The following is a 14,735-nucleotide window of genomic DNA, read 5'->3' on the forward strand; positions in this document are numbered from 1 at the left end:
CCTTTTACCCATTATTCTGCGTGAATACCGCGAATTCGGCCGCACGCGGTCTGAGCGGTTTTTGCCGGTTGAGCACTTTTGAAGACATTTGATCATTTGACCGTTATCGGTCTGCGCGAGTGGGTGGCGCTCCCGGATTTGGGAGTCGCGGGCCTTCGGGCAAAAATCGACACCGGCGCCAGCACCTCCAGTTTGCACGCCACTGATATCGAGCCGTTCGAGCGCGATGGGGAACAGTGGGTGCGCTTTACCGCGCACCTGGGCACGGTAGTGCAACTGCGTCACCGGCGTTGCGAAGCCCCGTTGGTAACGAGGAAAACCATTAAAAGCTCCAATGGCCACACGCAGATGCGCTATGTGGTCAGTACCACTCTGGCCCTCGGTGATCGGGTCTGGCGGGTCGAGTTCACTCTCGCCTGCCGCAAGTCCATGCGATATCGCCTGTTACTCGGTTCCAAAGCCCTGATCGACGGCCAGTTGGTGGTCAATCCGGGCATTAAATATGTACAAGACAAGCCGGTGTTCCCGGTATCTACCTTCTCCACAGGTGTTGCATGAAGATCGCTGTGCTGTCGCGGAACCCGCGTCTGTATTCCACCCGTCGTCTGGTCGAAGCCGGTATGGAGCGTGGCCATGAAATGGTGGTGATCGATACCCTGCGCGCCTACATGAACATTGCCAGCCACAAGCCGCAGATCCACTACCGTGGCAAACCGCTGGAGGGTTTCGATGCGGTGATCCCGCGGATCGGCGCATCGGTAACGTTTTATGGCTGCGCGGTGCTGCGCCAGTTCGAAATGATGGGGGTGTTTCCGCTCAACGAATCGGTGGCCATCGCCCGTTCGCGAGACAAACTGCGTTCGCTGCAATTGCTGTCGCGCCGGGGGATCGGTTTGCCGGTCACCGGTTTTGCTCACTCCCCGGATGACATTCCCGACTTGATCGAGATGGTCAACGGCGCGCCGCTGGTGATCAAGGTGCTGGAAGGCACCCAGGGCATCGGTGTGGTGCTGTGCGAGACAGCGACGGCGGCGGAATCGGTGATCGAGGCCTTCATGGGCCTGAAGCAGAACATCATGGTTCAGGAATACATCAAGGAAGCCGGCGGCGCGGACATTCGCTGTTTCGTGGTCGGCGACAAGGTAATCGCGGCCATGAAGCGTCAGGCCAAGCCGGGGGAGTTTCGCTCCAACCTGCATCGCGGTGGCAGTGCGAGCCTGATCAAGATCACGCCGGAAGAACGCATGACCGCGTTGCGTGCGGCAAAGGTCATGGGATTGGCGGTGGCGGGGGTGGATATCCTGCGCTCCAATCATGGACCGCTGGTGATGGAAGTGAACTCATCGCCGGGGCTTGAAGGGATTGAAACCACCACCGGGAAGAATGTGGCGGGGATCATCATCGAGCATCTGGAGAAGAATGGCGGGCCGAATATGACGCGGACCAAAGGGAAAGGTTGAGGCTGGCAAGGTGATCGTTCCCACGCTCTGCGTGGGAATGCCTCTACGGACGCTCCGCGTTCGGCTCTGGATGGGACGCAGAGCGTCCCGGGCTACATTCCTTTGCTGCGCGTGGGAACGATCGAGTCAGACAGCATCCCGCGGCAACATCAACCCCAGCGGCAACCGCACCCGCGCTTCCAGCCCACCACCGGACCGATTGCGCAACTCGACATTCCCGCCATGCATCGAAGCGATCCGCTTCACGATCGCCAACCCCAACCCGGTCCCCTTCCCGCCCCGAGCCCGATCGCCACGGGTGAACGGGTTGAAAATCGCCTCCAGCTCTGACGGATCGATCCCCGCGCCACGGTCCATGACACTCAGGACCACATACGGCGCACTGGTATCCCCGGACACATAAGCCGCCACTTCCACCCCGCTGCCGGCGTGATGCAGAGCATTACCGATCAGGTTGTTCAGCAGCCGCTTCATCGACACCCTACGCAGCGGGAACGGCTGGATCGGCTCCAGGCGCAAATGCACTTTCTCTTCGTTCTGGTTGTACGGCGCGGCAACTTCGCGAACCAGATCGCTCAGGTCCACTTCTTCCACCGACTCATCACGTCCGTCACGAATGAACGCCAGGAACTGGTCGAGAATCGCGTCCATGTCTTCGATGTCGCGGATCATATCGTCCGTCAGGTCACTGTGGGCACCCATCAGTTCCAGGGACAGCCGCAAACGAGTCAATGGCGTGCGCAGATCGTGGGAGACGCCGGCCAGCATCAGTTCTCGCTCGCGACCGGCCTGTTCGACGTCTTCAGCCATTTGGTTGAAGGCGCGATAAACCTCGGTCATCTCGCTCGGTGTATCACTGATCGGCAGGCGCACGCTGCGGCCCTGACCGAGTTGCCTCGCGGCATAGACCAGACGTTTCAGTGGTTGATTGAGCTGGCTGACGAAAATCCACGCCGAGGCGGTCGACAGCAGACCAATGGCTAGGAACCAGCCGAGCACGTTCCAGATTTTCTGGCCGCGCAATGGGTGCGGATACAGCGGCACTTTCAGCCAGCCGTCGCCCAGGCTGGGCGCCCGAACCCACAGCGCCGGCGGTGAGTGCATGCGCAATCGCACTTCGGTGTCGGCACCCAGTTCGGCCTGCATCTGTCGCTGGTAGATCTCGCTGTAGGGCCAGTGCTGTTCGCCTTCCGGCACACCGGCACCCACCACCCGGATCAGGGTCGCGGCATCGGCGATTTTGGCGCGGTTCTCTTCATCAGCGGCCCAATAGGCGCGCAGCGTCAGGGCGACGCCGTGACTGTATTGGCGATCCACCAGCACATCTTCGTTCATCAACAGATAAACCAGGGTCAGCGCCTTGGAGAACAGGACGACGATCAGCACCAGCCACAGGGTGCGGGAGAAGAAGCTCTGGGGGAACCAAACAGGGGTTTTCATGGGTAACCGCTACACACTTGCAGGAGCGAGCGATGCTCGCATATTGCGGATCGCGAGTCTGCGGCAAAGGTCATCTGACCCGTTACCCGCAAGACCCGCTCCTACAAATCACCAATCACTTCGTGGCGGCGCCATCCGGAACGAACACGTAACCCACGCCCCAGACGGTCTGGATGTAGCGTGGCTTGGACGGATCGGGTTCGATCATCCGGCGCAGACGGGAGATCTGCACGTCGATGGAACGCTCCAGGGCATCCCACTCGCGGCCACGGGCCAAATTCATTAGCTTGTCGCGGGTCAGTGGCTGACGCGCGTTCATGACCAACGCCTTGAGCACCGCGAACTCACCGGTGGTGAGCATGTGCACTTCGTCGCCGCGCTTGAGTTCGCGGGTGGCCAGGGACAGTTCGTAGTCACCGAAGGTCACGCTTTCGTCTTCGCTGCCCGGTGCGCCCGGCACGGGTGCCGCCTGACGACGCAGAACTGCTTTGACCCGAGCCATCAGCTCGTCCGGGTTGAACGGCTTGGCCAGGTAATCGTCGGCGCCCAGTTCGAGGCCCTTGATGCGGCTAAGCTCATCGCCCTTGGCGGTGAGCATGATGATCGGAATCTGATTGTTCGCCGTGCGCAGGCGGCGGCAGGCGGTCAGGCCGTCTTCGCCGGGCAGCATCAGGTCGAGGACGACCAGGTTGAACACTTCACGCGCCAGCAGGCGATCCATTTGTTCGGTGTTCGGGACGGCGCGGGCACGGTAGCCCTTGCTGACGAAAAAGCGCTCCAGCAGGCTGCTCAGCCCGGGATCGTCGTCAACAATAAGAATTTTTTCGCCTTCAGCAATGTTTGCAGTGCTGCTCATTGGATGCTCCTTTGATCTCGGCGCGCATTATGGCGTAGCTGCCGTTATACGCACCGTGTGCATTGTTAGCAGATTTTTCCTTCACCGCCAGAAAACCGGGCATTGTGCCTACAACCCGCGATGCCCCCGAATGGACAGAACGCTGGTTATAATGCGCGGCCTTTTGTGTCAGGCAACGTCTGATCGTTACTGTAAGCAGCCGCTTTTTTTTCATGGCGCAGGCAGTAATTGTTCGATTTCACGGGTCAACGGGAAGCCTGTTGGCTCAGGTAGCGGCGCACGCCAGGTCGCTCAACCAGACTCGCCGAGCCTTTATCTCTGCGCCTGCGAGCCTGCTTTCACAATTTGTCAGGTGGTTTTATGGACAGCATCAACAGCCGCATCGCCGAGGAACTCGGTGTACGCCCACAACAGGTCGAAGCGGCCGTCGCGCTACTCGATGAAGGCTCTACCGTTCCCTTCATCGCCCGCTACCGGAAAGAAGTGACCGGCAGCCTCGATGATATCCAGTTGCGTCATCTGGAAGAGCGTCTGCGCTACCTGCGAGAACTCGACGAACGGCGGATCAGCATCCTTGCCAGCATTCAAGAGCAAGGCAAACTGACCCCACAACTCGAACGCGACATCAAACTCGCCGACACCAAGACCCGCCTCGAAGACTTGTACCTGCCGTACAAGCAGAAGCGCCGCACCAAGGGCCAGATCGCCCTGGAAGCCGGCCTCGGCGAGTTGGCCGACGGCCTGTTCAACGACCCGACCCTGAGCCCGGAAACCGAAGCCGCGCGCTTCATCGACGCCGAAAAAGGCGTGGCCGATGTGAAAGCCGCCCTTGAAGGCGCCAAGTACATCCTCATGGAGCGCTTCGCCGAAGACGCTGGCCTGCTGGACAAGTTGCGCAACTACCTCAAGCAGGAAGCCACCCTCAGTGCCCGCGTGATCGCCGGCAAGGAAGAGGAAGGCGCCAAGTTCCGCGACTATTTCGAACACGACGAACCGCTGAAAAGCATGCCATCGCACCGCGCGCTGGCGATCTTCCGTGGCCGCAACGAAGGCATTCTCAGCTCCGCGTTAAAAGTCGGCGATGAATTGCCGGGCACTATGCACCCGTGCGAAGGCATGATCGGCCAGCAATTCGGCATCCAGAACCAGAACCGCGCCGCCGACAAATGGCTGGGCGAAGTGGTGCGCTGGACCTGGAAGGTCAAGCTCTACACCCATCTGGAAACCGACCTGCTGGGCGAATTGCGCGACGGTGCGGAAACCGAAGCGATCAACGTATTCGCGCACAACCTGCACGATTTGCTGCTGTCGGCTCCGGCCGGCCCGCGTGCCACCCTGGGCCTCGATCCGGGCCTGCGCACCGGTTGCAAGGTCGCCGTGGTCGATGCCACCGGCAAGCTGCTGGATCACGCCACGGTTTACCCACACGTACCGCACAACAAGTGGGACCAGACCCTCGCCGTGCTCGCCGCCCTGTGCGCCAAGCATTCGGTGGACCTGATCGCCATCGGCAACGGCACCGCCAGCCGTGAAACCGACAAGCTCGCTGCTGAGCTGATCAAAAAATACCCTGCCATGAAGATGACCAAAGTCATGGTCTCCGAGGCCGGTGCATCGGTTTACTCGGCGTCGGAACTGGCTTCCAAGGAATTCCCGGACCTCGACGTGTCGATCCGTGGCGCGGTGTCGATTGCCCGTCGCTTGCAGGATCCACTGGCTGAGTTGGTGAAGATCGATCCGAAATCCATCGGCGTCGGCCAGTACCAGCACGACGTGTCGCAGCTGAAACTGGCGCGCGGCCTGGACGCGGTGGTCGAGGACTGCGTGAACGCCGTCGGCGTCGACGTCAACACTGCCTCCGTGGCGCTGCTGGCCCGTATCTCCGGCCTCAATGCGACCCTGGCGCAGAACATCGTCAGCCACCGCGACGAGCATGGCGCGTTCAAAACCCGCGCGGCGCTGAAAAAAGTCGCGCGTCTGGGTGAAAAAACCTTTGAACAGGCCGCCGGTTTCCTGCGCGTGATGAATGGCGACAATCCATTGGATTCGTCCGCGGTTCACCCGGAAGCCTATCCGCTGGTGCAGCGCATTGCCGCTGAAACCGACCGTGACATTCGCTCGCTGATCGGCGACGCGAGCTTCCTCAAGCGTCTCGATCCGAAGAAATACACCGACGAAACGTTCGGTCTGCCGACGGTCACCGACATCCTGCAAGAGCTGGAAAAACCCGGTCGCGACCCACGTCCCGAGTTCAAGACCGCCGAGTTCCAGGAAGGCGTCGAAGACCTCAAGGACCTGCAACTGGGGATGATCCTCGAAGGCGTGGTGACCAACGTGACCAACTTCGGCGCGTTCGTCGACATCGGCGTGCATCAGGACGGTTTGGTGCACATCTCCGCGCTGTCGGAGAAGTTCATCAAGGATCCGCGCGAAGCGGTGAAGGCCGGTGATGTGGTCAAGGTGAAGGTCATGGAAGTCGACATTCCGCGCAAACGCGTTGGCCTGTCGATGCGCATGAGCGATACCCCGGGCGAGAAGATCGACGGTGCCCGTGGCGCGCGTCCGGGGTCGGCACCACGCCAATCCCAGAACACCGCACCGCGCAAGGAAACCACGGCAGCAGCCCCGGCCAACAACGCCATGGCCTCGCTGTTCGCCAACGCCAAACAGTTGAAAAAGCGCTGATGGAGATCCCGGCGGGCTTGACCGAAAGTGCGTTTTTCAAGCTGCTGGGGTGTCGCTTGCACAGTCTGGAAACCGGGGTGGCGCAAGTCGCCCTGGCACTTGAGCCAGAACTGCGCAATCGCGGCGGCAAGCTGCATGGCGGCGCCTTGTTCAGTCTGGTGGACATTGCCATGGGGCTGGCCTGTTCCAGCACCCACGGCTTTGACCAGCAAAGCGCAACCATCGAGTGCAAGATCAACTACATCCGCGCCGTCGCCGACGGTGAAGTGATGTGCACGGCACGGGTGATCCACCCGGGCCGCCGCACGCTGGTGGTCGAAGCCGACGTGATGCAAGGCGACAAACTCGTCGCAAAAGCACAAGGCACGTTCGCTGTCCTGTAGATAGTCTTCCCCGATTTGAGTTAATTTCGGCGCTGGACTGCAGCGCCGAAATTTTCTGTAGGAGCTGGCTTGCCAGCGAAGACGGTTGTCATTCAACACTTTCGTCGACTGACCCACCGCTTTCGCGAGCAAGCTCGCTCCTACAGAGATTGCGACCATTGCGGCTCCAAAACCAGGCGAAAACGCCAGTTTTAACTTCACCCTTGTAGACCGTCTTGCCCACCCCCATATTGGGGCGACTGACGCGTGAAGGAATCCAACTTGAGCGAACTTCTCAACCGCCGCCTGGCTCTGCTCGGCGAGCGCGCAAACCTCTCTCTGCTCGAACAGTGTCTTCACGGCATCGAACGTGAATGCCTGCGCGTGACAGGCGAAGGGCGCCTGGCGCAAACGCCGCACCCTGAAGCATTGGGTTCCGCGCTGACCAACGAACAAATCACCACCGACTATTCCGAGTCGCTGCTGGAATTCATCACGCCAGCCCTGCCAGACCCGGCGGATACGCTGGCGAGCCTGGACAAGATTCACCGGTTTGCCTACAGCAAGCTCGGCAATGAGTACCTGTGGAGTCCATCAATGCCGTGCCCGTTGCCGGCCGAGGAAGACATCCCGATCGCTTATTACGGCACCTCTAACATTGGTCAGCTCAAGTACGTCTACCGCAAGGGCCTGGCCCTGCGTTACGGCAAGACCATGCAGTGCATCGCCGGGATCCACTACAACTTTTCCCTGCCGGAAAAGCTCTGGCCACTGCTCAAAGAGGCTGAAGGCTTTGACGGCACCGACCGCGACTATCAGTCGTCGGCCTACATCGCGCTGATCCGCAACTTCCGCCGTTACAGCTGGCTGCTGATGTACCTGTTTGGCGCCTCTCCGGCGCTGGACGCCGGTTTCCTGCGCGGTCGCTCGCATCAACTGGAACAGCTGGATCCGGACACCTTGTACCTGCCGTACGCTACCAGCCTGCGCATGAGTGACCTGGGTTACCAGAGCAACGCCCAAGCCGGTCTGACGCCATGCTACAACGACCTGACCAGCTACACCGACAGCCTGCGCAAAGCGGTGGCCACGCCATATCCGCCGTACGTCGAAGTCGGCACGCATCAGGACGGTGAGTGGGTTCAGCTCAACACCAACATCCTGCAGATCGAAAACGAGTACTACTCCAACATCCGCCCGAAACGCGTGACCTACACCGGCGAACGGCCGATCCAGGCACTGGTGGCCCGTGGCATTCAGTACGTCGAAGTGCGCTGCCTGGACATCAACCCGTTCCTGCCGATGGGCATCGACCTCACCGAGTCGCGGTTCCTTGATGCGTTCCTGTTGTACTGCGCACTGAATGACAGCCCGCTGTTGACTGGTACCAGCTGCGGCAACGCGACGTCGAACTTCCTCAGCGTGGTCAAGGAAGGTCGTCGTCCGGGCCTGCAATTGCAACGCGACGGGCACCCGGTAGACCTGAAGGAATGGGCCAGCGAATTGCTGGAAAAGATTGCGCCATTAGCGGCATTGCTGGATCAAAGCCATGGCGGCGATGCTCACAGCAAGGCGCTGGACGCACAACTGGCCAAGGTCAAGGACTCGTCCCTGACGCCATCGGCTCAGGTGTTGGCGGCGATGGCCGAGCACAAGGAAGGCTTCGCCCGGTTCTCGTTGCGTCAGAGTCAGGTGCACGCGGATTTTTTCCGCAGCGAACCGCTTTCAAGCGAAGAACAGGCTAGATTTGAAGAACTGGCGCGCTCGTCGCTGGCTCAACAAGTGGAGCTGGAACAGAACGAAGTTGGCGATTTCGATGTGTTTGTCGGGTCGTATCAGGCGAGTATTCTGGCGATCAGTAATTAAGCGGCGTCTGTGAAAAGATCGCAGCCTTCGGCAGCTCCTACGGGACAGTGTCGAGGCTGCGATTTTTTTTGCCCGCATCACGCAATTTCGGATTCGCACGCTACCTTTGTAGGAGCTGCCGCAGGCTGCGATCTTTTGATCCTTTAGAATTTTCCGCTCATAAGATAATTCGAAAAAGTTATTTATTTTCGGATTCTTATATCATTTAGTCTCCTTTTCACGCCGACTCTCGGTCGCCTGACAAGGAGCTTCCCCATGAAACTGACTTTCCCCCTTCGCCTCCTGGCAGCCGCATCACTGGCAGCGGCGAGTTTCCTGGCTCAGGCGGCAGATGTGACCGTCGCCTACCAGACCACCGTTGACCCGGCCAAAGTCGCCCAAGCCGACGGCACCTACGAAAAAGCCACCAAAGCCAACATCGACTGGCGCAAATTCGATAACGGCGCTGACATCATTGCCGCCATCGCTTCCGGCGATGTGCAAATCGGCTACCTCGGTTCCAGCCCTCTGACGGCGGCAATCACTCGCAAAGTCCCGGTAGAAACCTTCCTCATCGCCACCCAGATCGGCGCCGCCGAAGCGCTGGTCGCTCGCGACGGTTCCGGGATCAAGACTCCGCAAGACCTGATCGGCAAGAAAATCGCCGTACCGTTCGTTTCCACCGGTCACTACAGCCTGCTGGCCGCGCTGAAACACTGGAACATCGACCCATCGAAAGTCACCGTACTCAACCTCGCCCCGCCGGCGATCATCGCTGCGTGGAAACGCGGTGATATCGACGCCACTTACGTATGGGACCCGGCGCTCGGCGTGGCCAAAGAAAACGGCAAAGTGCTGATCACCTCAGGCGAGTTGGCCAAGTTCGGCGCGCCGACTTTCGATGCCTGGATCGTGCGTAAGGATTTCGCCGAGAAGCACCCGGAAATCGTCACCGCGTTCGCCAAAGTGACCCTCGACGCCTACGCCGATTACCGTAAAGACCCGAAAGCCTGGCTCGCCAACCAAAGCAATGTCGACAAACTGGTGAAGCTCTCCGGTGCCAAGGCCAGCGACATTCCGCTACTGCTGCAAGGCAACGTCTTCCCGCTCGCGGCTGATCAGGTGATCACCCTCGGCGCGCCGACCACCAAGGCCATCACCGACACCGCGGCGTTCCTCAAGGAACAGGGCAAGGTCGAGGCCGTGCTGCCGGACTACGCGCCGTACGTCAGCGCCAAATACATCACCAACTGATCGGGAGTTAACTGCGATGGCTTTGCTACAACTGGAGCGCATCTGCGCACAGTATCCCGGCGCAGCGGAACCTGTGTTGGCGGATATTTCCCTGAGCCTGGGCCCCCGGCAGTTGCTGGTCGCACTTGGCCCGTCCGGCAGTGGCAAAACCTCGCTGTTGAACCTGATTGCCGGTTTCGTCGAGCCCAGCGCCGGGCGCATCACCCTTGACGGCGTGCCGGTCAAAGGCCCAAGCGCCGAGCGCGGAGTGGTGTTCCAGGACGACGCCCTGCTGCCTTGGCAGGACGTGCTGGCCAACGTCGGCTTCGGTCTGGAACTGGCCGGTGTTCCCCGGGACAAACGCGAAATCCGCGCGCGGGAAATGCTTGCGCTGGTGGACCTTTCCGGTTTCGAAAATCGCCGAATCTGGCAGCTCTCGGGCGGGCAGAAGCAACGTGTCGGCCTCGCTCGCGCACTTGCCGCAGACCCTCGGGTTTTGCTGATGGATGAACCCTTCGGCGCTCTCGACGCCTTCACCCGTGAACAGATGCAGGAGCTGTTGCTGCAGGTCTGGCAGCGTACCGCCAAACCAGTGTTCCTCATTACCCACGACATTGAAGAAGCGGTGTTCCTCGCCACGGATCTGATTCTGCTGGCGCCAAACCCCGGGCAAATCGTCGAGCGTCTGAGCCTGGACTTCGGTCAGCGTTACGCCGCCGGCGAATCGGCGCGGGCAATCAAATCCGATCCACGCTTTATCGAAACCCGCGAACACGTGCTCGCCAAAGTGTTCTCCCAACGCAGTGCCGTCCAGCGGCAGGAGCGCGCATGAGCACTTATGAAATTCCCGCCGCGACGGTGAAATCGAGCTCGACGGTAATTCCGCTGCGTCGCAATTTGAACACGCGCTGGATCAGCGTGCTGACGCTGGTCACGTTGTTGGCGATCTGGTGGGCCGTCACGGCCACCGGTTTGATCGAACCGCTGTTCCTGCCGCCGCCCTCCGCCGTGCTGCAAAAAGCCTGGCTGCTGGTGACCACCGGCTACATGGATTCGACGTTGTGGCAGCATTTGGGCGCGAGCCTCAGCCGTATTGGCCTGGGCCTGGGCTTCGCGGTGCTGACCGCCGTGCCGGTCGGCATCGCCATCGGCCACAACCGCATCGCTCGCGGCATTCTCGATCCGCTGATCGAGTTCTATCGCCCGATTCCGCCACTGGCTTATCTGCCGCTGATCGTGATCTGGTGCGGCATCGGTGAGTTGTCGAAAGTCTTGTTGATCTACCTGGCGATCTTCGCTCCGATCGCGATTGCCACCGCCACTGGCGTGCGCACCGTCGACCCAGCGAAATTGCGTGCCGCGCAGTCGCTGGGCGCGACCCGGGCGCAGTTGATTCGGCATGTGATTCTGCCCAGTGCCTTGCCGGATATTTTGACCGGCGTGCGGATTGGTTTGGGTGTAGGTTGGTCGACGCTGGTGGCCGCCGAGTTGATCGCAGCCACCAGTGGTTTGGGCTTTATGGTGCAGTCAGCCGCGCAGTTCCTGGTCACCGATGTGGTGGTGTTGGGGATTCTGGTGATCGCGCTGATCGCCTTCGTCATGGAAATGGGGTTGCGTGCGCTGCAACGCAAACTGGTGCCATGGCACGGCCAGGCTCACTAAGCCTTTTTTGAAGAGAACCATCATGAGTCACCCGACCATTGTCCCTTTAAGCTCAGCCCTCGGCGCGCAAATCAGCGGCGTCGACATCAGCCAGCCGCTGAGCCAGGAACAACGCGACGCCATCGAGCAGGCGCTGCTCAAGCATCAAGTGCTGTTCTTCCGCGACCAGCCGATCGAGCCGCAACAGCAAGCGCGATTCGCCGCCTATTTCGGCGACCTGCATATTCATCCGATCTACCCAAACGTGCCGGAGCAGCCGGAAGTGCTGATCCTCGACACCGCCGTCACCGACGTGCGGGACAACGCGATCTGGCACACCGACGTGACCTTCCTGTCGACCCCGGCCATGGGCGCGGTGCTCAGCGCCAAACTGCTGCCGGAATTTGGCGGCGACACGCTGTGGGCCAGTGGTATTGCGGCGTATGAAGCATTGTCCGCACCGATGAAAAGCCTGCTCGAAGGGTTAACCGCTACTCACGATTTCACCCGGTCGTTCCCGCTGGAGCGCTATGGCAACACACCTGAGGCCCTGGCCCAGTGGGAAGAAGCGCGGCGCAAGAATCCACCGCTGTCGCACCCGGTGATTCGTACCCATCCGGTGAGCGGGCGTCGGTCGTTGTTCGTCAATGAAGGGTTCACGTCGAAGATCAATGAGCTGTCGGAAACGGAAAGCGAGGTGATTCTGAAATTCCTGTTCTCCCACACCACACGGCCGGAGTTCACCATCCGTTGGCGCTGGCAGAAAGACGACATCGCATTCTGGGACAATCGCGTGACCCAGCATCACGCCGTGGATGATTACCGCCCGGCGCGGCGGGTGATGCAGCGGGCGACGGTGTTGGGGGATGTGCCGTTTTTCCGGTGAGCCCGATCGTTCCCACGCTCCGGCGTGGGAATGCCTCAACGGACGCTCGGCGTTCGGCTCTGGATGGGACGCGGAGCGTCCCGGGCTGCGTTCCCACGCGGAGCGTGGGAACGATCAGTACGGAGTTACTCAGCCGTCGAAGGCTTCTCCCAAAGATTGACCCCACCCTCCTGGGCAAACCGGTCAATCTCCGCCAACTCTTCCACGCTAAAACTCAGGTTCTTCAACGCCCCGACGTTCTCGATAATCTGCTCCGGCCGGCTCGCGCCAATCAGCGCCGAGGTCACCCGTGGGTCGCGCAGGGTCCAGGCCAACGCCAGTTGCGCCAGGCTCTGACCGCGACGTTTGGCGATTTCATTGAGCGCCCGCACATGGGCAATGTTGGCTTCGGACAGGTGAGATGCCTGCAACGAACCACCACCCGGACGATTGACCCGCGCATCCGCTGGCACGCCATTGAGGTACTTGTCGGTCAACAGACCCTGAGCCAATGGCGTGAAGGCAATCACGCCGGTGCCGAGTTCATCGGTGGTGTCCAGCAGGTCCTTTTCCACCCAGCGATTGAGCAGGTTGTAAGCCGGTTGATGGATTAGCAACGGCACTTTCCACTCTTTCAGCAACCCGGCGATTTCACGGGTTTTCATCCCGGAATAGGACGAGATGCCAATGTACAGCGCCTTGCCCTGCTGCACCGCGGTGGCCAGTGCGCTGGCAGTTTCTTCAAGCGGCGTGTCCGGGTCGAAGCGGTGGGAATAGAAGATATCCACGTAGTCCAAGCCCAGACGCTGCAGGCTCTGGTCGAGACTAGCCAGCACATATTTACGCGAACCACCGCCCTGCCCGTAAGGGCCGGCCCACATATCCCAACCGGCCTTGCTGGAGATGATCAACTCGTCGCGGTACTGCTTGAAGTCTTCACGCAGCAAACGACCGAAGTTGATCTCGGCGCTGCCATACGGTGGACCATAGTTGTTAGCCAGGTCGAAATGGTTGATGCCCAGATCGAATGCCGTGCGCAGCAACGAACGCTGGGTATCGATTGGCGTGCTGTCGCCGAAGTTGTGCCACAAGCCCAGGGACAGTGCCGGCAGCACCAGCCCGCTGCGACCCACGCGGCGGTAAGGGATGGAATCGTAGCGGTTTTCGGCAGCGGTGTAGGTCATCGAATCCTCTCTTGTCTGTCTTGAATGTGGTATCGACTGCTTTGCAAGTTGCCCAGCATACGCTTGGGAAAACGCCGATAAACCTCGGACTCGATTAATTGCTGAAACGTTTCACAGATTTTCGGTCCTGAGAGTGATCGTTCCCACGCTCCTGCGTGGGAATGCATCCCGTGACGCTCCGCGTCACCTTCAGAATCGGAACGCGGAGCGTCCCAGGCGGCATTCCCACGCGGAGCATGGGAACGATCGATGGGTCGGCAATTACTGAGCCTCCGCAAACACCTCCCCCAACCAATCCACAAACACCCGAACCCGTGGCGACATGTGTTTGTTATGGGGATACAACACGGAAACCGGCATCGGCGGCGGAGGTGTGTCGACCAGAATTTCCCGCACCAGCCCTTGGGAAATCAGCGTTTCCATTCGGTAGTGGGGGCACTGAATCAGGCCCAGTCCGGCAATCGCCGAGGCTGTATAAATCTCCGCACCGAACACCGACAACGCGCCATCGATGGCCACTTCTTTCAGCTCGCCATCGACCATGAATTCAAATGGAAACAACTTGGCGGTGGTACGCGAAACGTAGTTCACAGCGCGGTGTTTTTTCAGGTCTTCGAGGTTTTTCGGTTCGCCATATTTGCGCAGGTAGGCGGGGCTCGCGCAGGTGATCTGTCGCAGGTTGGCGACACGTTTACCGATCAGTGCCGAGTCGCCCAAGGTGCCGGCGCGCAACACACAATCAACGCCTTCGGCGATCAGGTCGACGAAGCGGTCGGCCTCGCTGATGGACAGTTCGATGTCCGGGTAGCGCGCCATGAACTGTGGCAACGCCGGGATCACGAAGTGTTTGGCCAAGGTGCCATGCAAATCCACCCGCAACCGCCCTTTCGGCGCCACGCTGCGGAATGCCAGTTCGGCCTCTTCCAGTTCCGCCAGCAATTGCACGCAACGCAAGTAGTACGCCTCGCCATCCAGCGTAGGACGCACCTTGCGCGTGCTGCGCTCCAGCAAACGGGTGCCAAGCCAGGCTTCGAATTGATTCAGCGTATGAGTCAGGGTCGCACGCGGCAGGTTCAGGTCATCGGCCGCCAGCGTGAAGCTGCTGCGCTCGTAAATCCGCACGAAAACCTTCATCGCTTTGACTTGATCCACGCTGGTCTCCTG

General features: G+C 60.3%; 13 protein-coding genes. 9 read left to right on the forward strand and 4 right to left on the reverse strand.

Annotation, left to right across the window (positions count from 1 at the left end):
* The first annotated feature begins 96 nt into the window (after positions 1-96).
* Both CKW20_RS19780 and rimK read left to right on the forward strand, forming a co-directional pair.
* Positions 97-558 carry an ATP-dependent zinc protease gene (locus tag CKW20_RS19780; protein ID WP_176466934.1) on the forward strand — a complete coding sequence of 154 codons (462 nt, stop codon included), beginning with the start codon at positions 97-99 and terminating at the stop codon, positions 556-558.
* Positions 555-1,460 (forward strand): 30S ribosomal protein S6--L-glutamate ligase, encoded by a 906-nt coding sequence (gene rimK / locus CKW20_RS19785; protein ID WP_008005189.1) that lies wholly within the window; start codon positions 555-557, stop codon positions 1,458-1,460. The genes CKW20_RS19780 and rimK overlap by 4 nt, the downstream gene beginning before the upstream one ends.
* Positions 1,461-1,586: 126 nt before the next feature.
* On the opposite strand, the gene CKW20_RS19790 is transcribed toward rimK, so the two are convergent.
* Positions 1,587-2,900, reverse strand: coding sequence for an ATP-binding protein (locus tag CKW20_RS19790; RefSeq protein ID WP_095054427.1), 1,314 nt, complete (start codon positions 2,898-2,900; stop codon positions 1,587-1,589).
* 115 nt (positions 2,901-3,015) lie between these two features.
* Positions 3,016-3,756 carry a two-component system response regulator OmpR gene (gene ompR, locus CKW20_RS19795; RefSeq protein ID WP_007903084.1) on the reverse strand — a complete coding sequence of 247 codons (741 nt, stop codon included), beginning with the start codon at positions 3,754-3,756 and terminating at the stop codon, positions 3,016-3,018.
* Between the two features lie 360 nt (positions 3,757-4,116).
* Between ompR and CKW20_RS19800 the strand changes: the two genes are divergently transcribed.
* From CKW20_RS19800 to tauD, 7 genes are all read left to right on the forward strand, one after another.
* Positions 4,117-6,441, forward strand: a complete 2,325-nt coding sequence (locus tag CKW20_RS19800) for a Tex family protein (RefSeq protein ID WP_095054428.1) — start codon at positions 4,117-4,119, stop codon at positions 6,439-6,441.
* Complete coding sequence (locus CKW20_RS19805) at positions 6,441-6,824, forward strand: PaaI family thioesterase (protein WP_008076564.1); 384 nt, start codon at positions 6,441-6,443, stop codon at positions 6,822-6,824. Before CKW20_RS19800 ends, CKW20_RS19805 begins: the two co-directional genes overlap by 1 nt.
* Positions 6,825-7,085: 261 nt before the next feature.
* Positions 7,086-8,669, forward strand: coding sequence for a glutamate--cysteine ligase (gshA, locus tag CKW20_RS19810; protein ID WP_095054429.1), 1,584 nt, complete (start codon positions 7,086-7,088; stop codon positions 8,667-8,669).
* A gap of 255 nt (positions 8,670-8,924) precedes the next feature.
* Positions 8,925-9,902 (forward strand): taurine ABC transporter substrate-binding protein, encoded by a 978-nt coding sequence (tauA, locus tag CKW20_RS19815; RefSeq protein ID WP_095054430.1) that lies wholly within the window; start codon positions 8,925-8,927, stop codon positions 9,900-9,902.
* Between the two features lie 16 nt (positions 9,903-9,918).
* A complete protein-coding gene (gene tauB / locus CKW20_RS19820) occupies positions 9,919-10,713 on the forward strand; it encodes a taurine ABC transporter ATP-binding subunit (RefSeq protein ID WP_095054431.1) in 795 nt (264 codons plus the stop codon).
* The gene (tauC, locus tag CKW20_RS19825) at positions 10,710-11,543 is read left to right on the forward strand and encodes a taurine ABC transporter permease TauC (RefSeq protein WP_095054432.1); all 834 of its coding nucleotides are present in this window, start codon (positions 10,710-10,712) and stop codon (positions 11,541-11,543) included. The genes tauB and tauC overlap by 4 nt, the downstream gene beginning before the upstream one ends.
* 22 nt (positions 11,544-11,565) lie before the next feature.
* Positions 11,566-12,408 carry a taurine dioxygenase gene (gene tauD, locus CKW20_RS19830; RefSeq protein WP_095054433.1) on the forward strand — a complete coding sequence of 281 codons (843 nt, stop codon included), beginning with the start codon at positions 11,566-11,568 and terminating at the stop codon, positions 12,406-12,408.
* A 125-nt stretch (positions 12,409-12,533) separates the two neighbouring features.
* Here the strand turns inward: tauD and mgrA are convergent, their stop codons facing one another.
* On the reverse strand, positions 12,534-13,571 hold the full coding sequence (gene mgrA / locus CKW20_RS19835) for an L-glyceraldehyde 3-phosphate reductase (protein WP_095054434.1): 1,038 nt from the start codon (positions 13,569-13,571) through the stop codon (positions 12,534-12,536).
* A gap of 261 nt (positions 13,572-13,832) precedes the next feature.
* The gene (locus tag CKW20_RS19840; protein WP_095054435.1) at positions 13,833-14,723 is read right to left on the reverse strand and encodes a LysR family transcriptional regulator; all 891 of its coding nucleotides are present in this window, start codon (positions 14,721-14,723) and stop codon (positions 13,833-13,835) included.
* Positions 14,724-14,735: the final 12 nt, after the last annotated feature.

This window comes from Pseudomonas sp. Irchel s3b2, assembly GCF_900187445.1.
Taxonomy (GTDB): Bacteria; Pseudomonadota; Gammaproteobacteria; order Pseudomonadales; family Pseudomonadaceae; genus Aquipseudomonas.

What these genes read in the sequence shown, in the direction of transcription:
- rimK (WP_008005189.1), top strand. Translation starts at nt 555, where the DNA reads ATGAAGATCGCTGTGCTGTCGCGGAACCCGCGTCTGTATTCCACCCGT.
- CKW20_RS19790 (WP_095054427.1), bottom strand. Translation starts at nt 2,900, where the DNA reads ATGAAAACCCCTGTTTGGTTCCCCCAGAGCTTCTTCTCCCGCACCCTG.
- ompR (WP_007903084.1), bottom strand. Translation starts at nt 3,756, where the DNA reads ATGAGCAGCACTGCAAACATTGCTGAAGGCGAAAAAATTCTTATTGTT.
- CKW20_RS19800 (WP_095054428.1), top strand. Translation starts at nt 4,117, where the DNA reads ATGGACAGCATCAACAGCCGCATCGCCGAGGAACTCGGTGTACGCCCA.
- CKW20_RS19805 (WP_008076564.1), top strand. Translation starts at nt 6,441, where the DNA reads ATGGAGATCCCGGCGGGCTTGACCGAAAGTGCGTTTTTCAAGCTGCTG.
- tauA (WP_095054430.1), top strand. Translation starts at nt 8,925, where the DNA reads ATGAAACTGACTTTCCCCCTTCGCCTCCTGGCAGCCGCATCACTGGCA.
- tauB (WP_095054431.1), top strand. Translation starts at nt 9,919, where the DNA reads ATGGCTTTGCTACAACTGGAGCGCATCTGCGCACAGTATCCCGGCGCA.
- tauC (WP_095054432.1), top strand. Translation starts at nt 10,710, where the DNA reads ATGAGCACTTATGAAATTCCCGCCGCGACGGTGAAATCGAGCTCGACG.
- tauD (WP_095054433.1), top strand. Translation starts at nt 11,566, where the DNA reads ATGAGTCACCCGACCATTGTCCCTTTAAGCTCAGCCCTCGGCGCGCAA.
- mgrA (WP_095054434.1), bottom strand. Translation starts at nt 13,571, where the DNA reads ATGACCTACACCGCTGCCGAAAACCGCTACGATTCCATCCCTTACCGC.